Origin of the sequence: Rhizobium sp. AN68 (assembly GCF_030758035.1) — a bacterium.
GTDB lineage: Bacteria > Pseudomonadota > Alphaproteobacteria > Rhizobiales > Rhizobiaceae > Agrobacterium > Agrobacterium tumefaciens.
On the sequence record NZ_JARWMI010000003.1, the window covers coordinates 1,434,549 to 1,455,459 of the forward strand.

The window sequence follows — 20,911 nt, forward strand, 5'->3', positions numbered from 1 at the left end:
TTAGACCGCGGCTGCCGCAGCAAACCCGGCCTCGAGATCCTTCTTGAGGTCGGCGATATCTTCAAGCCCTATCTGCAGACGGATGACCGGACCTTCCGACGGGCCTTTGGCAATCGTCCTGTCGACAAGCGACACCGACACGGCAAGCGATTCGTATCCACCCCAGGAATAGCCGAGCCCGAAGAAGGTCAGCGCATTCAGGAATGCCGCCGCAGTCTGCTTGTATTTGCCCTCTTCGGCCTTCAGCACGAAGGAAAATACGCCGCTCGCGCCCTTGAAATCGCGCTTCCAGAGTTCGTGCCCGGCAAAGCTCGGCAGCGCCGGATGCAGAACGCTCACGACGTCGTCGCGGCTTTCCAGCCAGGTGGCGATGTCGAGGGCGCTTTTCTGGTGGTGCGCAAGCCGAATGCCCATGGAGCGCATGCCGCGCAGGATCTGATAGGCGTCATCAGGCGTCACGCAGATGCCAAGATTGGTGTTCGCTTGATAAAGCGTCTTCCAGTGCTTTTCATTGGCGGAAACAAAGCCCATCAGGACATCGGAATGACCTGACGGATATTTGGTGGCGGCATGGATGGAAACATCGACACCGAAATCGAGCGGCTTGAAATAAAGCGGTGTCGCCCAGGTATTGTCCATCGTCACGACGCAATCGTGCCTGTGGGCGATCTCGGTGATCAGCCGAACGTCCTGAATCTCGAAGGTATTGGAACCCGGCGCTTCAAGATGCACCAGCTTGGTATTCGGGCGGATCAGCGCTTCGATACCCGTCCCGATGGCCGGGTCGTAATACTCCACCTCCACACCAAGCTTCTTCAGCATCGTGTTGCAGAAGCGGCGTGTGGGAAAATAAACCGGATCGACGATCAGCGCATGATCGCCGGCGCCAAGATAGGCGAGGAACGGCACGGTGATCGCTGCAAGGCCCGATGGCACGAGAATGGTTCCGAAAGAACCTTCCAGCTCGTTGACGAGATTGCATAGCGCATCGGTCGTCGGCGTGCCGTGGGTGCCATAGGTGTATTTCTGGTTTTCGGTCGAAAGCGTCTCGGCATCGGGGAAAAGCACGGTAGAACCGCGCACGATGGGCGGATTGACGAAACCGAAACAGTCGGCGGGATCGTTGCCGCCATGGGTCAGGCGCGTATTCATACCTGCGGTGGAAAGCAGGTCATTGGTCTTGGTCATTTCAGATCAGCTTTCGAAGGGATATTGACGCGAGCGACAATGCGGAGAGCCGGAGGCAAGGTCAAGTCCCGCAGAACATTCGTAGATGGGAGGATTGATCCACCCGGCAACAGCATACAAGAAGTATACAAAAATCGTGCAAGTGTATTTTTCCGCAAAAATATGCTTATATTTTCACCCTTTGCACACTTCCCGACCAAAATTTGGAAAATTCCGTTTTATAGGCACAATTATTGTCAGCATGTCTTGACCCCGCTGCCAATTACGATTGTGATAGAAAAAGCGGATCGAAAAGATCTGCTGAAGGGGGGAGCTGGGGCAAAAACAATATGCCGGTCCTCTTCCGATTGACGATAACAAACAAAGGTTGGGAAAAATGAAAAAGGCAATTCTGTCGGCCGTTATCGGCGCAGCAGTTTTGGGAGGAGCCTCGGTCGCTTCGGCTGCGACGCTTCAGGACGTGAAGTCGAAAGGTTTCGTCACCTGCGGCGTGAGCGCTGGCATTCCGGGATTTTCCAATCCCGATGACAAGGGCGAATGGTCCGGCATCGACGTGGACTATTGCCGCGGTATTGCCACTGCGGTTTTCGGCGATCCTACGAAGGCTAAATTTGTCGCTCTTTCGAGCAAGGACCGTTTTCCGGCTCTCCAGTCTGGCGAGGTCGACGTTCTGACCCGTAACACCACCTGGACGATCAGCCGCGACACATCGCTCGGCTTCAACTTCCGTACCGTCAACTATTATGACGGCCAGGGCTTCATCGCCAAGAAGGGCCTCAACGTGAAGTCCGCGCTTGAGCTTTCCGGCGCCGCCGTCTGCGTTCAGACCGGCACGACCACCGAGCTCAACCTTGCCGACTACTTCAAGACCAACAACCTGCAGTACAACCCGGTTGTTTTCGAAAAGGAATCCGATGCGACTTCGGCTTATGATTCCGGCCGTTGCGACGTTTACACCACCGACCAGTCCGGTCTGTACGCTATCCGTCTCAAGCTGAAGAACCCCGATGACAACATCGTTCTGCCTGAAGTGATCTCCAAGGAGCCGCTTGGACCGGCCGTTCGCCAGGGCGACGACCAGTGGTTCGACATCGTGACGTGGGTTCACTACGCGATGGTCAACGCAGAAGAGCTGGGCATCACGTCGAAAAACGTCGACGAGCAGAAGAACAGCGCCAACCCTGATATCAAGCGTCTGCTTGGCACTGAAGAAGGCACCAAGATCGGTACCGATCTCGGCGTGACGAACGACTGGGCCTACAACATCGTCAAGAAGGTCGGCAACTACGGCGAAGTCTTCGACCGTAACGTTGGTGCCGGCTCGCCGCTGAAGATCGAGCGTGGCCAGAACGCGCTTTGGACCAAGGGCGGCCTGCAATACGCACCGCCGGTTCGTTGATCGGCACTATCGTTGGTTAAGGACTGAAGGGAGGCTGGGCAATGCCCGGCCTCCACTTGAAATTATAGAATAAGCTCGCAAAGAGCATATAAAAGGGAAAGGTGCCTATGGCAGGCAACGCGGTCAGTTCGCAACGATCGCGCGCGCAAAGCGCGTCGTCACTCATTTACGATCCACGCATACGCGGAATTTTTTATCAGGTTCTGACAGTCGTCATCCTGACCGCCTTCGTCTGGATCATCGTGACGAATACGATCACAAATCTTCAACGGTCAAACATTTCGTCCGGCTTCGGCTTCCTCAATGGAAGAGCCGGCTTCGATATCGGCCAGTCGCTGATCGCTTACACCAGCGATGCGACCTATGGCCGGGCATTGCTCGTTGGTATTCTCAACACAATTCAGGTCGCATTTTTTGGCATCATCGCCGCGTCGATCATCGGTTTCATCGTCGGTATCGCCCGGCTGTCCAACAACTGGCTAATCTCGAAGCTGGCGCAGGCCTATGTGGAAATCTTCCGCAACATCCCGCCCCTGCTTGTTATCTTCTTCTGGTACAAGGGCGTCATCTCCGTTCTGCCTCAGGCCCGCGATTCGCTGCAGCTTCCACTTGGGACCTACCTCAACAATCGCGGCTTCTTCTTTCCAAAGCCTCTCTGGGGCGAAGGGACATGGCTGATACCGCTCGCTTTTGTGGTCGCCATCGTCATCAGCGTCTTCATTTATCGCTGGGCGAAGGCCAGGCAGGAAAGAACCGGTGAGCAGTTCCGCACCGGCATCACCGCAACACTTCTCATCATCGGCCTTCCGGCTGCGACATTCCTCGCGCTCGGCTCACCCCTGACATTCGATTACCCGATTGCCGGGCGGTTCAACCTTGCAGGCGGTTCGGTCGTCGCACCTGAATTCATGTCGCTGTTTCTGGCGCTCTCCTTCTACACTGCTTCCTTTATCGCCGAGATCGTTCGCGGCGGCATCAAGGCCGTGGCAAAAGGGCAGACCGAGGCAGCGGAGGCATTGGGTCTTCGCGCCAGCACGACGACACGTCTGATCGTCGTTCCTCAGGCGATGCGCATCATCATCCCGCCGCTGACAAGCCAGTATCTCAACCTGACCAAGAACTCATCGCTTGCGGTCGCGGTCGGTTTCGCCGACATCGTCTCCGTTGGCGGCACGATCCTGAACCAGACGGGACAGGCGGTCGAAGTTGTCGCTATCTGGCTCGTTCTCTATCTCTCGCTGTCCATTCTCACGGCCGTGGTCATGAACTGGTTGAACGCGAAAATGGCCCTGGTGGAGAGATAATAGATGACGATCAGCAACCACGCGTTCGTGCGCCACACCATTGAAGAAGCCAAACCCGCGCCTTCAAGCGCGGTTGGTATCAGCCATTGGCTGCGCACTAAACTTTTCGCCACGCCGAAGGACACCGTCCTTACGGTTCTTGCCATCGCGTTCCTCGCCTATCTTCTGCCACCAATCTTCAAGTGGCTGTTCGTAGACGCGGTATGGACCGGTACGGATCGCATCGCCTGCCTCACCGCCTCCCAGGGCGGTGCGCTGGCCGATGGCGAGTCCGGCGCATGCTGGGCCTTCGTTTCGGCGAAGTTCGGCCAGATCATGTTCGGCCGTTACCCGATCGATGAGCGCTGGCGTCCTATCCTTGTGATGGTCATGTTCACCATCCTCCTGGTGCCAATGCTCATTCCGAAAGCGCCATTCAAGCGGCTCAATGCGCTGGCGCTTTTCATCATCCTGCCAGTCATTGCGTTTTTCCTCCTCATCGGCGGCGTCTTCGGCCTGCCCGTGGTGGAAACGCAGCTCTGGGGCGGCCTGATGGTCACCCTGATCCTGTCTTTCTTCGGAATTGCAGTGTCCCTGCCCTTCGGCATTCTTCTGGCGCTTGGCCGCCGGTCGAACCTGCCGGTAATCAAAATGCTGTGCGTGCTTTTCATCGAAGTTATCAGAGGTATTCCTCTGATCACCGTCCTGTTCTTCGCCAGCATCATGCTGCCGCTGTTCCTTCCCGACGGCTGGACCTTCGACAAGTTCCTGCGCGCTCTGGTCGGCGTGTCGCTCTTCTCGTCCGCCTATATGGCGGAGGTGATCCGTGGCGGCCTGCAGGCCATCCCGAAGGGGCAATATGAAGGGGCAGACTCGCTCGGCCTGAACTATTGGCAGAAAACCCGGCTGATCGTGCTGCCGCAGGCGCTGAAGCTCGTCATTCCGGGCATCGTCAACACCTTCATCGGTCTTTTCAAGGACACGTCGCTGGTCTCGATCATCGGCATGTTCGACCTGCTTGGCATTGTCACACTCAACCAATCGGATGCGAACTGGGCGACACCTGTCACCGCAATGACGGGCTATATTTTCGCCGGGTTCATATTCTGGATATTCTGCTTCGGCATGTCGCGTTATTCGCTGTTCATGGAACGGCACCTCGACACCGGGCATAAACGATAAGGGACGCTCAAAATGGCAGAAACCCAAACAAAAAAACTGGCCGTTTCGACAACGGACGTGGCAATCGAACTCGTCGGCATGAACAAGTGGTATGGCGACTTCCACGTCCTGCGCGACATCAACCTGAAGGTGATGAAGGGCGAGCGTATCGTCATCGCCGGCCCTTCGGGATCGGGCAAATCGACCATGATCCGCTGCATCAACCGGCTGGAAGAACATCAGTCGGGCACGATCAACGTCGACGGTATCGAACTCACCAACGACCTGAAGAAGATCGATGAGGTGCGTCGTGAAGTCGGTATGGTGTTCCAGCACTTCAACCTCTTCCCGCACCTGACGATTCTCGAGAACTGCACGCTGGCGCCGATCTGGGTTCGCAAGATGCCCAAGAAGGAAGCCGAAGAAGTGGCGATGCACTATCTAAAGCGCGTCAAGATCCCCGAACAGGCGCATAAATACCCTGGCCAGCTCTCCGGCGGTCAGCAGCAGCGCGTGGCGATCGCCCGCTCGCTGTGCATGAAGCCGAAGATCATGCTGTTTGACGAGCCGACCTCGGCGCTTGACCCGGAAATGGTCAAGGAAGTGCTTGATACCATGGTCAGCCTCGCCGAAGACGGCATGACGATGCTGTGCGTGACCCACGAAATGGGCTTTGCCCGCCAGGTCGCAAACCGCGTCATCTTCATGGACCAGGGCCAGATCGTCGAACAGAATTCGCCTGCCGAATTCTTCGACAATCCCCAGCACGAGCGCACGAGGCTGTTCCTCAGCCAGATCCTGCATTGAAACGCTGCAATCAGCTAACATCATGGAACGGGGCCATTTCGGCCCCGTTTTCATTTGACGACAGCCTCTCCACGCTCGACCTCATCCATGGGCTTGTTCTAAGGATCTAAGTCAACAAAATCGAGTGGTTGCAGATCTCGGGAAAACCCCAAGGGTGACGCCGGAATGTTTGGCAAGGTTCGCCATTCATTTTGATGGCTTCTTTCGCACCAGAAGCCCCGTTGAGTGAATCACCGGCCCCTGCAAATCGTCGTTTCACATCGTTCTTCATCCGCGAGAAGCACTGAAACTGCCAAGCTGACCTCGGTTTAACCATTTGTTACGAAACGGAAATCCTTGTTTTCCAAGGGTTCTGACAGCCAATGTCATTTTTTTGTCAAATCATGCATTTTTCCGCTTGCGGACCACGGGGAGCCTGACTATAAGGGCGCCACACCACAAGCGCACGCGCCCTTCGTCTATCGGTTAGGACGTCAGATTTTCATTCTGAAAAGAGGGGTTCGACTCCCCTAGGGCGTGCCACTTGCCTTCGTGTTTGCCCCTTCGAAAATATAAAGCAGCTTCGCAGACAGCGAATTCGTCACGCGTGATCGATGCGCCGGAACCGATTCCCGGGCGATACGTTTGAGTGCTGTCCCCCCGATGGAAGGCGAGCCGGATGAAGCGCCAGCGGGCAAATCGACCGGCTTGCCTTTCCCCTTCCAGCCAAATCACAGTATCGGTTCTTTCTGGCGGGCAGCAGATGTCAGCTAAGGGTTGGAGAACCACACCCCGAGGCCTTCCACGAGTCATGAAGGCATTGCCGGCGCGCCGTGATAGCGGCGAAATTTCAAGGCCTTGGCCAGTCCCGGCGCAGTTTTCCACAGCCGTTCCGGCCTCCATAAAAAAACTCGTCACGAAGCGGAAAAAATCAATTTTTCCGCTTGCGGAGCAACGGGAGCCTGACTATAAGGGCGCCACACCACAAGCGCACGCGCCCTTCGTCTATCGGTTAGGACGTCAGATTTTCATTCTGAAAAGAGGGGTTCGACTCCCCTAGGGCGTGCCACTTGCTTCTCCTTGAAAATCAGTATTATGCGTTCAAATCTTCACGTGATGTGTGAGATAGAGGATGCATGCCGTTTCCGGCCGTCCTTCAGCTTTTCCCGTAAAGTCAAGTCTCGATCTGTGCCGACTGTCAGGGCGCGAAAGCCGCGTCCAGAACACGCAGCTGCACACGCCTCTGGCCCTGCCAGAGATCGGCACCCACGGTGCCTGCCACGTGGATGGACCTGCCACGCGCATTCAGCAGCATCTGCCCCAGAGGGGCCTCTGCGGCGCGGAATGCGATGCCGTCCAGCCGTGAGCCATCCATGGCCTCCAGCGTGATCTTGACGTGTGAGGTGCCGACCAGACGCACATCACGCAGCCGGTGGGCAGGCACGGCAAAAATGGGCTGAGAATGGCCGGAGCCATAAGGACCTGCCTGTTCCAGCTGATCGACAAGCTGCAGGGTCGCACCGGACGCACCAATCGCACCGTCGATCTTCAGCACGCTGCTTTCCACCAGCTCGCTCACCGTCTTTGCGGCAGCTTCTTCGAAGAAGGTCCGGAGTTTGCCGAGATTGGCGCGTTCCACCGTCAGGCCCGCGGCCATGGCGTGACCGCCACCCTTGACCAGCAGGCCGGCATCCACAGCGGCGCGGACCATTTTGCCCATATCGAAACCATTGATCGAGCGGCCGGAGCCTGTACCCTTGCCAGAGGGATCGAAAGCGATTGCAAAGGCCGGACGGCGGAAACGGTCCTTGAGGCGTGAGGCAAGCAGTCCGACGATGCCAGGATGCCAGTTTTCCCGTGCGGTAACGATGACGCCAGCGCCAGACCCGTCGCCATACTCATAAAGCGCTTCCGCTTCGGCTTCCGCCAGCATCACGGCTTCCATCGCCTGTCGCTCGCGGTTCAGCTCATCCAGCTTTTCGGCAATCACGTCCGCCTGTGACGAGTCGTCGAGTGTAAGCAGACGGCTACCCAGTGCGGCATCGCCAATACGGCCACCGGCATTGATGCGTGGCCCGATCAGGAAACCGAAATGATACGGTGTCACCGGCCCACCCAACCCCGCCTTCCTGAACAGCGCCGCCAGCCCGGCGTTGTTCATATGGCGCGCGGCAATCAACCCCTTTACCACATAGGCGCGGTTCAGCCCCTTCAAGGGCACCACGTCGCATACGGTTGCGAGTGCGACTATATCCAGCAGCGCCAGCAGATCGATCGTGAACGCCTGTCTGTTGCGCCTGTCCTTCAATAGCCTGAGGGTGGCGACCAGAACCAGAAACACCACGCCTGCGGCGCAGAGATGCCCCTGCCCCGAAAGATCGTCTTCGCGGTTGGGATTAACCAGCGCCACCGCCGGCGGCAGTTCCGAACCGACCTGGTGGTGATCGATCACCACCACATCTGTTCCCGCATCCTTTGCGGCATTCAGCGATTCATGGCTGGTGGAGCCGCAATCGACCGTCACGATCAGGGTCGCGCCATTGGCGGCAAGCTGCTGCATCGCCGCCGGGTTCGGCCCATAACCCTCGAAAATACGATCTGGAATATAGATTTCCGGCGTCAGCCCGAAATGCGCGAGAAACCGATACATCAGCGCGGAAGACGCGGCGCCATCAACGTCATAATCGCCGAAGATCGCCACCTTCTCACCGGTCTCGATGGCGCGGACCAGCCTTTCGGCAGCCTTTTCGCAATCTGTCAGCACATGCGGGTCGGGCATCAATGAGCGAATGGTCGGATCGAGGAAAGCGAGAGCCTCATCCACCCCCACCCCTCGCCCGGCCAGCACCCGGGCAATCAGTTCGGGAATGGCATGGATCTGGGACATGGCCAGCGCACGGTTCTGTGCGGCCTGATCCAGCCGCGAAACCCAACGTTGCTCTGTCGCCGACCGCTCCACGCTTAGAAATGCGCGGACCACGGTATCGGCCGGCTCCATCATTGCCATCCTGTCCATCGTCCTGTCATGCGAATGCGTATCCGCGCCTTGTCATGACAACGGGCTAAATGGCGATGGCGCCTTTTTCAAGCAAAAACGCCCGTATGAGGTTTCACACCGAGAAAATCGAGAAAAACGGGCTGACGATCGATACCGCGCCGACCAGCAGCAACAGGGAAAACACCGCAAGTGAACACCAGTTGCGCTCATATTCGGCAATATCGAATTCCATGCCTCGAATATTGTCGTTGGCATTGTGAGGCCTCGCCCGATGATGGGCGGCCAGAACGCTTTCGCGCTTACTGTCCTTGAAAAGGATAATCGATGTCACAGCCACGCCTCCCTCGCTTGGTAACATGATTAACCATAGAGCCGAATCGCGTTGTTTTCCAGCGGTTCTGAGGCGATCCCCTCAAATTTTATGGCGGCTTATCCGGTGGTCACCAAAACGGGTTTCGGGAGAAAAAAGACCGCGCCTCCATATGGTGGCGCGGCCCTCAAATTCAGAAAAATTGTAAAGCGTCTCAGGTCCGCTCGATGCGGATGACCTGGGGTTCGCTAACCAGATATTTCTCGTTCTTGATCGCCTTGACGGCCTTGCGGATCGCATCTTCCATCGTCGCGTGGGTCACGAGGATAATCGTCTGCGGCGCGCCTTCCACATGCACGCGCTGGCGCTGCACAATGGATTCCAGCGAGATGTTGTTATCCGCCATGCGGGTAGCGATGGAGGCGAAGACGCCCGCCTGGTCCTTCACCGTCAGCCGGATAAAATAGCCGCCTTCATGGCTCTTCATCTTGGCGCGACGATAATCGGTCAGCGACTTCGCCGGACGGCCGAGCACCGGAACCTGCTGGGCACCGGGACGGCTCTTGGCGATATCGGCGATGTCACCGAGCACGGCAGAGGCCGTGGCATTGCCGCCCGCACCTGGGCCAACCATCAGAAGCTCGCCAAGAATATCGGACTCGATCGCCACCGCATTGGTGACGCCATCAACCTGCGCAATAACGGAATCGAGCGGCACCATGGTCGGATGCACCCGCTGCTCGATACCGGATTCGGTCACCTGCGCCACGCCGAGAAGCTTGATGCGATAACCGAGCTCGGCGGCCGCCAGAATGTCCTCGCTGGAGATGTTGGTGATGCCTTCGAGATAGATGTCGTCGGCCGAAATCTTGTTGCCGAAGGCAAGCGTCGTCAGAATGGCGAGCTTGTGGGCGGTGTCGTTACCCTCGATATCGAAGGCCGGATCGGCTTCGGCATAACCCAGCCGCTGCGCTTCTTTCAAACAGACCTCGAACGACAGCCCTTCCTTCTCCATCTTGGTCAGGATGTAGTTGCAGGTGCCGTTCATGATACCGTAGATGCGCGACACGTTGTTGCCGGTGAGAGATTCACGCAGCGCCTTGATGACGGGAATACCGCCGGCCACAGCCGCTTCGAAATTGAGAAGCGCACCCTTGTCTTCGGCAATCGTGGCCAGCTCGACGCCGTGCTTGGCGAGCAGCGCCTTGTTGGCTGTCACCACATGGAGACCGCGCGAAAGTGCTGCGCGCACAGCTTTTTCCGCCTGGCCGGAAGCACCGCCGACCAGTTCCACCAACACGTCGATATCGGCTTCGTTGGCAAGCTGCTCCGGCGTATCGAACCAGGTAATACCCTTGAGATCGATGCCGCGGTCACGCGAACGGTCGCGCGCGCTCACTGCAATAATCTCAATCGCGCGTCCGCAGGTAATCGCAAGTTCGTTGCTTCTCTGCTGGAGGATGCGCACGAGCGAAGCGCCGACAGTGCCGAGCCCCGCTATGCCGATTCTCAATGAATCTGCCATGGGTATGTTCCTGATTTGCTGGTGATGGTGACGGCCGGGGCCCGGCCGCCTTCGGTTGCCCTTATCTGTGGGCATTGAGCGAAACGACATTGTGCATCGTTTCGTCAGCACTCGACAGGAAACGCTTCAGATTGCGCGCTGCCTGACGAATTCGATGCTCGTTTTCAACGAGCGCGAGGCGGACGTAATCATCGCCCATTTCGCCGAAGCCGATGCCGGGAGCAACGGCAATGTCTGCCTTCTCGACCAGAAGCTTGGAAAACTCCAGGCTGCCCAGATGGCGGAACTTTTCCGGGATCTTCGCCCAGGCGAACATCGTTGCCGCCGGCGGCGGAACTTCGAAGCCCGCCTTGCCGAACGTATCGACCATGACGTCGCGACGGCGCCGATAAACGCTGCGTACCTCCGCGATGTCGGAGCCGTCGCCGTTCAGCGCGTGCGTCGCCGCAACCTGGATCGGCGTGAAGGCACCGTAATCGAGATAGGACTTCACGCGGGTCAGCGCCGCGATCAGCCGCTCGTTGCCAACGGCAAAGCCCATGCGCCAGCCCGGCATGGAGAAGGTCTTCGACATGGAGGTGAATTCCACCGCAACGTCGATTGCACCGGGAACTTCGAGAACCGAAGGCGGCGGATTGTTGTCGTCGAAATAGATTTCCGAATAGGCAAGGTCGGAAAGCACGATGATTTCGTGTTTCTTCGCAAATGCGATCACGTCCTTGTAGAAATCGAGCGAGGCAACGTGCGCCGTCGGGTTCGACGGATAGTTGACGATCAGCGCCAGCGGTTTCGGAATGGAGTGGCGCACCGCCCGCTCCAGAGGCCCGAAGAAGCTCTCGTCCGGCTCCACATTCATGGAACGGATAACGCCGCCCGCCATCAGGAATCCGAAAGCGTGGATCGGATAGGTGGGGTTCGGACACAGGATCACGTCACCAGGCGCGGTTATGGCCTGCGCCATATTGGCGAAACCTTCCTTGGAACCAAGGGTCGCGACGACCTGCGTATCGGGGTTCAGCTTCACGCCGAACCGGCGGGCATAATAACCAGCCTGCGCGCGGCGAAGGCCGGGAATGCCCTTGGACGAGGAATAGCGATGGGTGCGAGGGTCCTGAACGACTTCGCACAGCTTGTCGACGATCGCCTTGGGGGTCGGAAGGTCGGGATTGCCCATGCCGAGATCGATGATATCGGCCCCGGCCGCTCGCGCGCTCGCTTTCAAACGGTTGACCTGTTCGAAGACGTATTGCGGCAGACGCCGGACCTTATGAAACTCTTCCATCACTTTCCTCATGGAAATGGACCGGTTCTACCGGCCCATAACGAAGTTCGTTCTTGTTGTTAAACGCCGCCGACACGAACCGATCCGGCGGGCGCTATTCATTGTACCGCAAAGCACAAGAAAACCTACAGCGGTTTTCTCGGTCCACGCGGCATCGCGATCATCCGCCTTGTGGCTCCGGCGCGGCCTTTTCAGACCACAGGCAAGGCGAATTGCGCAATGTAATCAGGAAACCTGCATAACGCCAGATTCTTGGAAATTGCAAGGCAGACCATGGTCAAGAACGGCCATTCCGGCCGTTCAGTCACGCTCGCCCTTCACAATTGCCGCGCGGATGACGGAAAGCACCCGCTCCGGCTTGATATCGGTGCAGATGAGCTGGCTCGGATGCCCGTCCCAGTCGCCCGGCGGAAAGGCGCGGCCATCCGGCTTCTGAATGGTCTGGCCATCGGCAAGCCCGCCGCAGACGACGCGTACAGGGCCGCTGCGGGTCTCGAACAGTTCGGGCGCGACAAGGTAAACGCAGGCGCAGCTGTCATGCACCACCATGCCATCGCCGGTGCGTGTCTTGTAGAAATCGATGTAGAATTGCGACAGATCGGAAAGCAGCCGCACCGGCTTGCCGCCCGCCTCTGCCATCTCGGCCATGAAGGCGCTCGTCATCACCGTTTTCGTCGTCACGTCCAGGCCGACGACGACCACGCGCCAGGGCGCGGTGAAGACGAGATCGGCCGCTTCCGGATCACCGTGAATATTGGCCTCGGCCGCCGGCGACACATTGCCGTTGATATCGAAGGCGCCGCCCATGACGATCACCTGCTTCACCAATGCCGCAAAATCCGGCTCTTCACGCAGCGCCAAGGCCAGATTGGTCATGCGACCAACAGCGATCAGCGTCACCTCGCCGGGATTGGCCTTGACCGTCTCGATAATAAAGCGATGCGCGGGACGCGGATCGAGCGGCAGATCGATGGTCTCTGGAATATCGATATCGCCGAGACCGTTTTCGCCATGGATGAAAGTCGGCCAGTGGCCTTCCTTGCGGGCCGGATCGAAGGTCACGCCCGCACCTTTCGCTACCGGCGCCGTCATCTGCCATTCCCGTTTCAGGAAGAGCGCATTGCGAGTGGTGATATCGATGGGCGCGTTGCCGAAGACGGTGGTGACGCCGATCAGATCGATATCGGGGTGACGGTGCAGAAAAAGAAGCGCCATGGCATCATCTACACCGGGGTCCGTATCGAATATCACTTTATGCATAATGCCCTCATCCTGATGTCTCGCCATCGCCGCGTCTGGCGGTGCGCCACGGAAACATAACCATAAGCGGCAACACCGCAATCCCCCTGCCCGTCTCGGATCGGAGAGAAAAATATTGCGTGGCGATCTTTTCGGTGAAAGAAGAGGCCCTCTCCCTTAAGCCCGCCTGGACATGCCAAGTGCAAGACATCGCCCTCAACGTTTTCCTCGTTCTTTTCTGCGTCGCCATTTTTGCCGGATTTATCGATTCCATCGCCGGCGGCGGCGGTCTCATCACTATCCCGGCCATGCTGATCATGGGAATTCCGCCGCTCGATACGCTCGGCACCAACAAGCTGCAATCGCAGTTCGGCTCGGCGTCGGCCACCATTGCCTATGCCCGCCGCGGCCATGTCAATCTGAGGGAACAATTGCCGATGGCGATCATGGCGATGATCGGCGGCGGGCTCGGTGCTTTCACCGCCGCCTTCGTGCCGTCAGACTTCCTGCGTACCATCATGCCCTTCCTGCTGATCGCGATTGCCCTCTATTTCGCCTTCAAGCCGCAGCTCAGCGATATCGACAGCCATCGCCGCATCACGCCTTTCGTGTTCGGCCTCACCGCCGCACCGCTCGTGGGTTTCTATGATGGCGTTTTCGGCCCCGGCGCGGGTTCCTTCTACATGCTTGCCTTCGTGGGGCTTGCCGGCTTCGGCATGCTGAAGGCAACCGCCCATACCAAGCTTCTGAACCTGGGTTCGAATTTCGGCGGCTTTGTTGTTTTTGCGGCTGGAGGCGCGGTTCTCTGGAAGCTTGGCATCGCCATGGGCATCGGCCAGTTCGTCGGCGCGCAGATCGGATCGCGTTTCGCGATGAAAAACGGCGCGAAGATCATCCGCCCGCTTTTGGTTCTTTCCTGTCTGGCAATGGCGACGAAGCTTCTTGCGGATGCATCATCCGCATGGTCAATCTCCACGATCTGGGAAACCATCTTCCCGAAATGACAGGAAAAGGACACGGCTCGAAGCTTGCGTTCGAACCGTGAATTTATGCCGTGGCGCGACGGCGCCTGCGATCGGCGATTTCGCGGATGACCACCATTGCGCCAACCAGCTTGTAGTTGGAGGAATAGCAGGGCGACATTTCCAGCGATTTTACGATCGTATGGCCGTCATGATCTTCGGCATAGGTGTATTTCGACGTACCGCCCTTGAAGCAATTGTCGAGCCTCTCCCGCAGATCGTTCTGAAAACGGTGCACTCCGACAAGCTCGGCGATATGACATCCCAAAGGCCCTTCCGGCGTATTGCGCGGAAAAGCATCGATCCCATTGGCGAATGATACCCGATAACCGGGAGAGACGACGACCACCGGCTCATCGAGGTCGTTCAGCATATCCTCATCGAGAATGAGATGGCGGTGATGCCACTCCAGGATGTCCTCGTCCTCGTCGCCGATCACCTTTGCCTTGAGCGGCATGCCGACATAGCGATCAACCAGCGTTCTCAAAAGATCGGAGTTGCGCTGCACGCAGCCGAGATCTTCCGCCTCGTGATTAAGGAGGTCGATGGCGAAACGGAATTGCTCACGAATGTCCTCGGAACTGCCGGTCTTACGCCCGATGACCCGATCAAGCAGCAGCTCCAGTTCACGCTCCAGCACTGCGATCTTGTCGGCCTCGTTCTTACCAACCGCTGATTGCAGTTCCGTATAACGCAGCCAGAACAGCTCAATCAAATCTTTCAACCCAACTCTCCCTGAACGGGCAAACAGCCCGCTCCCAATCCGAATGGATAGACACTTATCCCCTCATTGTAGCGTCTGTGCATTAAAAAATGACGTAACGACACGCAGGACCGCCGCAGGGATTAATCTCTAAAATATCATAGCTACTGCTATTTTTTCAATTTCGATAATCCATGAACGAAAAATAAGGTTCCACTAATAAGTAAAAATACTTAAAAACGCAATTTTACGGCCGAATTCTGTAAAAAATCACTAGAAATTCGGCCGCGCTGCAAATAATCAGATCTGGTGTTTAACGTCCCAACGGTCGTGATACCACAGCCATTGTTCGGGATATTCGCGGACCCAGCTTTCCACCTTGTCATTCAAAAGCTCGCGCCGTCGCCTGAATATCGACATTTCCTTTTTCATCGCGCGGAATTTCAACCCTCGGCTCTATTTCCAGCCGGTAGCGGTTATCAGGCAGACGCACGCAGCGGGCGGGATAGACATCGCAATTGAACTGCCGCACCAGCTTGGCAAGAAGCGGGTTGGTGCGCACCTCATGGCCGAAGAACTTCGTCGTCAAGCCTTTGCCGAACTTCTGGTCGACGAGCACGCCGACACCGCCGCCCCTTTCCAGCTGCCGCGCAAGCGCGAAGGAAGAGCCGGCATGCGACGGCACGAGATTGCCCATGCGTTCCTTGCGGAACTTGAACACCTTGTCGGCCACGAAAGGATTATTCGGCGGCCGGAACAGCACCGTCACATCCAGACCGAAGGCAGAACTGGCCACCGGCAACAATTCGAAATTGCCGCTATGGGCAGTAAATACGATGAAGGGCCGCGGGTTATCGCGAAGCTCGATAAAGGTCGAAATACCCTCGACCCGGATACGGCCCGGCTCGCTATTTTCCGGATCGAAATCGAACAGCCTGTCGAGAAAGACATATTCCGCCGCAAGCCGCCCCATGCTGCCCCAGCTGTCCATTGCGATGGTAAGCCGCTCCTCTTCGGATTTCTCCGGAAAGGCGCGCGCCAGATTGTAGAGCATCAGCTTGTGGCGGCCGGTTTTCGGCCCCACCAAGCGCGCCAGCCTGTCGGCAGCGCGAATTCCCGCGTCAGCTGGAAATATCTTCAGCAGATTGAGAAGGCCGAAGGCAAACGTCGCAATCAGCCATTGCCGGAAATGGTCCAGCTTCAGGACGATCCGCGTAATGAACAGTTTCAAGGCGTCAATCCATCCGCAGAACGATTTTGCCGAATACCTGGCGCGTTTCCATGCGCTCCAGCGCCCGGTCGATATCCTCGAAGGTGACTTCGGTGTCGATAACAGGGTGAACGATGCCGCGCGCCATCTTCTGCATGGCGTTGGCCATGTTTTCCATGCGGCAACCGAAGGAGCCGAGCAGCTTCAGCTGCTGCTGGAACAGCATCATCAGGTTGATATCGGTCGATACGCCTGAGGTTGAGCCGCAGGTGACGAGACGGCCGCCACGCTTCAGCGAGAACATCGATCCCGCCCAGGTGTCTTTGCCGACATGCTCGAACACCACGTCTACACCCTTCTTTTTCGTCAGCTTGCGCACGACGCCTTCGAAACGGTCGGTCCGGTAGTTGATGACGTGATCTGCACCCAGAGCCTTCGCCCGTTCGATCTTGTCGTCGGAGCCGACCGTGGTGATGACGGTGCAGCCCATCTTCTTTGCAAGCTGGATCGCCGCCGTGCCGATGCCGGAACCGCCGGCATGCACGAGGATCGTTTCGCCCGATTCCAGCTTGGCATTGTCAAACAGCATGTGTTCGACCGTGCCGAAGGTCACAGGCGCCAGAGCCGCGCCGATGGCATCGACGCCATGCGGCGCCGGAACGAGCTGGCGGGCCGGAATATTGATCTTTTCCTGCGCAAAGCCGTCGAGATGGAAACCGTGCACGCCCTGAACATGTTCACAAAGATTGTCACGGCCTTCACGGCACGGCTTGCAGATCCCGCAGGTGCGCGCGCCGTAGATCGCAACGAGCTGGCCAGGCAGCACATTCGAAACGCCCGGGCCAATGGCCTCCACCACGCCGGAAGCCTCAGCACCGATCGTCAGCGGCATCTTGCGCTTGGCAAAAGCCATGCCGCGCCAGCCCCAGACGTCGATGTGGTTCAGCGCCACGGCCTTGACGCGCAGCGTCACCTCGCCCGGACCTGGTGCATCGGGTTCAGGCAGGTCCACTTTTTCGAGCTTCCGGTCGTCCACGAGTTGAAGAGCGCGCATGTTTTTAGTCCTTCGCCCGGAGGCGTCTATCTCAAGAGTAATTCCAGCAAAACTCTGTAACGGTTTTGCGGTCGGAATGTGTAGTCACACCAGCGAGAGCGTTCCCGGGCTTCGTTCAGGCCGGAAACGCCCCTGTCTTCTGGCGGAACCGGTTAGGCCGGTTCACGCGTCATGACAAGGCTGGCATTCTGCCCGCCGAACCCGAAGGAGTTGGAAAGCACGGCATTGACCGTCGCGTCCCGCTTCACATTCGGCACCACATCGAGCGAAATGGTCGGATCAGGGTTGTTGTAGTTGATCGTCGGCGGCAGGGTGCCGGTCAGCATGGTCTGTAACGAGAACACCGCCTCCACAGCACCGGCCGCCGTCAGCGTATGGCCGATCATCGACTTGTTGGATGACAGCGGAATGTCTTTCAGGCCTTCGCCGAAGACGGCAAGCATCGAGCCATATTCCATCTTGTCGTTTTCCGGCGTCGAGGTGCCGTGGGCGTTGATGTAGCCGATATCGCTTTCAGCAACACCCGCATCTGCAAGTGCGGCGCGGATCGTCGCGATCGCCGGGCCGCCATCTGGCGAGGAACGCGTGCGGTGGAAGCTATCCGCCTTTTCACCGGCGCCCTTGATGATGCCGAGAACCTTCGCGCCGCGCGCAATTGCCGATTCCAGCGATTCCAGCACCAGCGTTGCCGCACCTTCGGCGATCACGAAACCGTCGCGGTCCTTGCTGAACGGCTTGGATGCCTTTTCCGGCGGCTCATTCTGGGTCGACAGCGCCGAGAGAAGCGAAAAGCGGATCAGCGCTTCGGCGCTGACCGAACCGTCTGTCGCAACCGTCAGCGCGCGCTCGGTGCGGCCCTGGCGGATAGCCTCGACACCAAGCTGGATGGCGGTCGCGCCGGATGCACAGGCCGTCGAGAGCGTGACCGGCAGGCCGCGTGTACCAAAGCGGTCCGAAAGACGCTCCGAAATCGCGCCGAAAAGAGCCGCTTCCTGAAACGCCGGGTCCGGACGTTGACGGAAAGCCGTCAGGAACCGTTCATAGGCATCACCCGGCTGGGCGGCCGGCGGAGACCGGTCGGCAAGCTCGAAACGGGCGCTCCATTCCGGCTCGATCGGTGGTGCAGCCAGAAACAGCGGGCCATCGAAATCGCCCGAGATGCCGGCCTGCGCCAAAGCCTCAATGGTTGTCTCGCGTGCAAAGGCATAAGAGCGCTCGACGGAATTCGGAACCGGGATGTCGATGAAATCGACGGTGCCGCTGATCCTTGTGGAAAGCCCCTCCGTCGGGAAACGGGTGATCTTGTGGATGCCCGACTTGCCCGCAGTCAGAGCCGCCCAGTTATCGGCAAGACCCTGCCCGAGCGATGTGATGATGCCCATACCGGTGACTGCAACGATCGGGCGACCGAGATGATCCTTGAAGTTGGAAGTCATGGTCTTTTCTCCTCACACGTCACGGGACAGAACGGCAACACCTTCGCCGCGAACATGGCCGACGGTGGTGACGACCGCTTCGCTGGCCGCCTCGCCCATAGGCTTTTCCGCGGCGCCATCGAAAGTAGGAACCTTCGCGCCGCTTTCAAGCGTCAGGGCAGCAAGCGCCAGCCCAAGCGGGAACTGTGCTTCAAGTCCATGGCCGGTGATACCGCCGAAACCGCGAATGACGGCCTGCGGCAAAGCTTTTTCGAGAATATTCTTTTCACGCTGCGTCACGGCGTCGTAACCGCTCGCACCGGAAAACACGACGGTCGCAGCACTGTCCTTTGCAGGGGCAAGCAGCCGTTCCATGCGCTTTTCCATCTTGCCGTCATCACGGCTACCGCGATCGCCCTCGATGGCGTCGATACGGGCATAGATGCGTGCGCCGCGTTCACTGGCGTGCTTGCGCGATTCCAGCACCAGGAAGGCTCCCAGCGAACCGGAAATCATGCCGCCGCCGTCCTGGCCGCCACGCGACCAAAGCGGCTGCCAATCGCCCTGCGCATGCGCGCCGATCGCTTCAAACAGCAGGATCATGTCCGGGCGCTCGGCCGAGAAGGCGCCGCCCACCAGGGCGTGGCTGGATTCGCCGGAACGGATACGGTGAAACGCAGTCTCGACTGCGGAAATGCCGGCTGCTTCCTCGCCCATGAAGGTGCGGGAGGACCCTGTGACCTTATGCACGATGGAGATGTTACCGGCCATCAGATTGGAAAGCTGGGCGAGAAACAGGGTCGGACGCAATTCCGTCGTCAGCTTCTCGTTGAGCAGCACTTCGCGGTCGTTGCGTTTCAGCGCCTCATCGACAATCAGCGTATCGACATTGATGTCGCGCTCGCCACCGCCGGCAGCCACGATCATGTCCATGGTAGCGCAGGCTTCCGGGTTTTCCTTCAGCCCTGCATCATCAAGCGCGAGGCCGGCGGCAAAAACGCCGAGACGCTGCCAGTTTTCCATCTGGCGCTGGTCGCCGCGCTTGGCAATCTGCGTGGACCAGTCGATCTCCGGCATGGGATGAACCGGATAGGGTTTGAACTTTTCGGTCTCGATCACCGTTGCCGGCGCCGCAGTTCCCGAAAGAAGCGCAAGATGCGCCTGGCTGCCGACGCCGTGACAGGTCACGATGCCGACCCCGGTTATCACCACATCATTGTCAGATTTCATCGTCTGTCATCCTTTGCAGCCTGACCCATTGAAGCGGTCACGGCTATCCAACAGCGGTCGCAAACGACCACTCCATGCGTTGCGGAATAAAGCGCGCGATGCGGATTGGCAATGGTGAAGGCCCGATCCGCCAGCACAAGCCCACGATTTTCGTGAATCAAAACCGGGTCTAGGGGAAAAATGCCGTCTCCCGGCATCAGCGGAAGCGCTTATTTTTGCGCATCCGCGACAATCGCCGCCATCAGGCCGACTTCCTCGGCCCGCTTCCTGACGATAGGCGCGAGCGGAATTTCGCTGAAAGGCATTGTCCTGAGCTTCAGCTGCGCATCGCAGACCTTCTTGCCTTCGCAAGTGATCTTCGCTTTGGTGACTGCAAAACCCGAACCGTCATGTTCCAACACCGCCTCGATATCGAGAACCGCGCCCGGCTCCACGAAGGTGCGCATCTTGGCGCCGTCAACCGACATCAGGAAGGGCATGGCGGAAAAATCGCTGAACGCCAGAACCATCATGCCGGAAGCCTGCGCCATGGTCTCGATCAGAAGCACGCCCGGAACCAGCGGCATGCCGGGGAAATGTCCCTCGAAAACCGGGCTTTTGTCGGGAACGACAGACCGCGCCTTCAATGTGCGCGTCGCCATATCCACGGCTTCGACCTTGTCGATCATCTGAAAATATTCAAGCAGCATCCGTCCGGCCCGTTTCTGGTCGGTTACGACCCGTCCCTGAAGGTCAGGTCCAGAAAAAGGAATGCCCGCTCGAAGCGGGCATTATCGCCTCAGCCCTTGGCTGCGCGCAATTCGTCGATCTTGGCACAGAGGTTCTTCAGCACGAAATATTCTTCGGTGGTAACCTTGCCTTCGTTGACTTCCTGCGTCCACTGCTCGAGCGGAATCTTGATACCGAATTCCTTGTCGATGGCGAAAACGATATCCAGAAAGTCGAGGCTGTCGATGCCCAGATCGTCGATCGTGTGGCTTTCCGGCGTAATGGTTTCGCGGTCGATTTCGCTGGTTTCGGCGATAATGTCGGCAACCTTGTCGAATGTAGCTGTCACGCCCATAATCCTTATTGTCGTTCGTATTAAATATCCTGTCTGACGCACC

At 58.2% G+C, this 20,911-nt stretch carries 17 protein-coding genes, 2 tRNA genes and 1 pseudogene; 7 read left to right on the forward strand and 13 right to left on the reverse strand.

The features are described 5' to 3' along the window. Window positions 1-1,188, reverse strand: coding sequence for a cystathionine beta-lyase (locus tag RBH71_RS20085; protein ID WP_323687466.1), 1,188 nt, complete (start codon window positions 1,186-1,188; stop codon window positions 1-3). A gap of 376 nt (window positions 1,189-1,564) precedes the next feature. Here RBH71_RS20085 and RBH71_RS20090 point away from each other — a divergent pair, with 376 nt between their 5' ends. The 6 genes from RBH71_RS20090 to RBH71_RS20115 all read left to right on the forward strand — a co-directional run bounded on the left by RBH71_RS20090 (window position 1,565) and on the right by RBH71_RS20115 (window position 6,886). Further along, on the forward strand, window positions 1,565-2,587 hold the full coding sequence (locus RBH71_RS20090; RefSeq protein WP_003515366.1) for an amino acid ABC transporter substrate-binding protein: 1,023 nt from the start codon (window positions 1,565-1,567) through the stop codon (window positions 2,585-2,587). 107 nt (window positions 2,588-2,694) lie between these two features. Continuing rightward, the gene (locus RBH71_RS20095; protein WP_003515368.1) at window positions 2,695-3,891 is read left to right on the forward strand and encodes an amino acid ABC transporter permease; all 1,197 of its coding nucleotides are present in this window, start codon (window positions 2,695-2,697) and stop codon (window positions 3,889-3,891) included. A gap of 3 nt (window positions 3,892-3,894) precedes the next feature. Then, window positions 3,895-5,052, forward strand: a complete 1,158-nt coding sequence (locus tag RBH71_RS20100; protein ID WP_003515371.1) for an amino acid ABC transporter permease — start codon at window positions 3,895-3,897, stop codon at window positions 5,050-5,052. A gap of 12 nt (window positions 5,053-5,064) precedes the next feature. Then, entirely contained in the window at window positions 5,065-5,838 is a 774-nt protein-coding gene (locus RBH71_RS20105) for an amino acid ABC transporter ATP-binding protein (protein ID WP_003515372.1), read from the forward strand. Between the two features lie 447 nt (window positions 5,839-6,285). Further along, window positions 6,286-6,360: transfer RNA gene (locus RBH71_RS20110), tRNA-Glu, on the forward strand. A gap of 451 nt (window positions 6,361-6,811) precedes the next feature. Beyond that, window positions 6,812-6,886: transfer RNA gene (locus RBH71_RS20115), tRNA-Glu, on the forward strand. Between the two features lie 129 nt (window positions 6,887-7,015). Here RBH71_RS20115 and recJ read toward each other — a convergent pair. The 5 genes from recJ to RBH71_RS20140 all read right to left on the reverse strand — a co-directional run bounded on the left by recJ (window position 7,016) and on the right by RBH71_RS20140 (window position 13,192). Next, complete coding sequence (recJ, locus tag RBH71_RS20120; RefSeq protein ID WP_080580966.1) at window positions 7,016-8,824, reverse strand: single-stranded-DNA-specific exonuclease RecJ; 1,809 nt, start codon at window positions 8,822-8,824, stop codon at window positions 7,016-7,018. A 103-nt stretch (window positions 8,825-8,927) separates the two neighbouring features. Beyond that, window positions 8,928-9,152, reverse strand: coding sequence for a hypothetical protein (locus RBH71_RS20125; protein ID WP_025593517.1), 225 nt, complete (start codon window positions 9,150-9,152; stop codon window positions 8,928-8,930). Window positions 9,153-9,339: 187 nt separating this feature from the next. Further along, window positions 9,340-10,650, reverse strand: a complete 1,311-nt coding sequence (locus tag RBH71_RS20130; protein WP_323687467.1) for a homoserine dehydrogenase — start codon at window positions 10,648-10,650, stop codon at window positions 9,340-9,342. Between the two features lie 61 nt (window positions 10,651-10,711). Next, window positions 10,712-11,932 (reverse strand): LL-diaminopimelate aminotransferase, encoded by a 1,221-nt coding sequence (locus tag RBH71_RS20135; RefSeq protein ID WP_003515379.1) that lies wholly within the window; start codon window positions 11,930-11,932, stop codon window positions 10,712-10,714. Between the two features lie 300 nt (window positions 11,933-12,232). After that, the gene (locus tag RBH71_RS20140) at window positions 12,233-13,192 is read right to left on the reverse strand and encodes a nucleoside hydrolase (protein WP_003515380.1); all 960 of its coding nucleotides are present in this window, start codon (window positions 13,190-13,192) and stop codon (window positions 12,233-12,235) included. A gap of 179 nt (window positions 13,193-13,371) precedes the next feature. On the opposite strand from RBH71_RS20140, the gene RBH71_RS20145 reads away from it, so the two are divergent. Beyond that, window positions 13,372-14,175 carry a TSUP family transporter gene (locus RBH71_RS20145; RefSeq protein ID WP_035252176.1) on the forward strand — a complete coding sequence of 268 codons (804 nt, stop codon included), beginning with the start codon at window positions 13,372-13,374 and terminating at the stop codon, window positions 14,173-14,175. Window positions 14,176-14,218: 43 nt separating this feature from the next. Here the strand turns inward: RBH71_RS20145 and RBH71_RS20150 are convergent, their stop codons facing one another. The 7 genes and pseudogenes from RBH71_RS20150 to RBH71_RS20180 all read right to left on the reverse strand — a co-directional run bounded on the left by RBH71_RS20150 (window position 14,219) and on the right by RBH71_RS20180 (window position 20,868). Then, window positions 14,219-14,917, reverse strand: a complete 699-nt coding sequence (locus tag RBH71_RS20150; protein WP_003515385.1) for a hypothetical protein — start codon at window positions 14,915-14,917, stop codon at window positions 14,219-14,221. A gap of 279 nt (window positions 14,918-15,196) precedes the next feature. After that, window positions 15,197-16,127: pseudogene (locus tag RBH71_RS20155) on the reverse strand (lipid A biosynthesis lauroyl acyltransferase). A gap of 4 nt (window positions 16,128-16,131) precedes the next feature. Continuing rightward, window positions 16,132-17,160 carry a zinc-binding dehydrogenase gene (locus RBH71_RS20160; protein WP_003515388.1) on the reverse strand — a complete coding sequence of 343 codons (1,029 nt, stop codon included), beginning with the start codon at window positions 17,158-17,160 and terminating at the stop codon, window positions 16,132-16,134. Between the two features lie 152 nt (window positions 17,161-17,312). Next, the gene (locus RBH71_RS20165; RefSeq protein ID WP_003515389.1) at window positions 17,313-18,596 is read right to left on the reverse strand and encodes a beta-ketoacyl-ACP synthase; all 1,284 of its coding nucleotides are present in this window, start codon (window positions 18,594-18,596) and stop codon (window positions 17,313-17,315) included. Between the two features lie 12 nt (window positions 18,597-18,608). Beyond that, window positions 18,609-19,805, reverse strand: a complete 1,197-nt coding sequence (locus RBH71_RS20170) for a beta-ketoacyl-ACP synthase (protein ID WP_003515391.1) — start codon at window positions 19,803-19,805, stop codon at window positions 18,609-18,611. 209 nt (window positions 19,806-20,014) lie between these two features. After that, window positions 20,015-20,494 carry a 3-hydroxyacyl-ACP dehydratase FabZ family protein gene (locus RBH71_RS20175; protein WP_003515392.1) on the reverse strand — a complete coding sequence of 160 codons (480 nt, stop codon included), beginning with the start codon at window positions 20,492-20,494 and terminating at the stop codon, window positions 20,015-20,017. Window positions 20,495-20,583: 89 nt separating this feature from the next. Beyond that, window positions 20,584-20,868: an acyl carrier protein gene (locus tag RBH71_RS20180; RefSeq protein ID WP_019566223.1), complete on the reverse strand. Its 285-nt coding sequence runs from the start codon at window positions 20,866-20,868 to the stop codon at window positions 20,584-20,586. Window positions 20,869-20,911 lie beyond the last annotated feature (43 nt).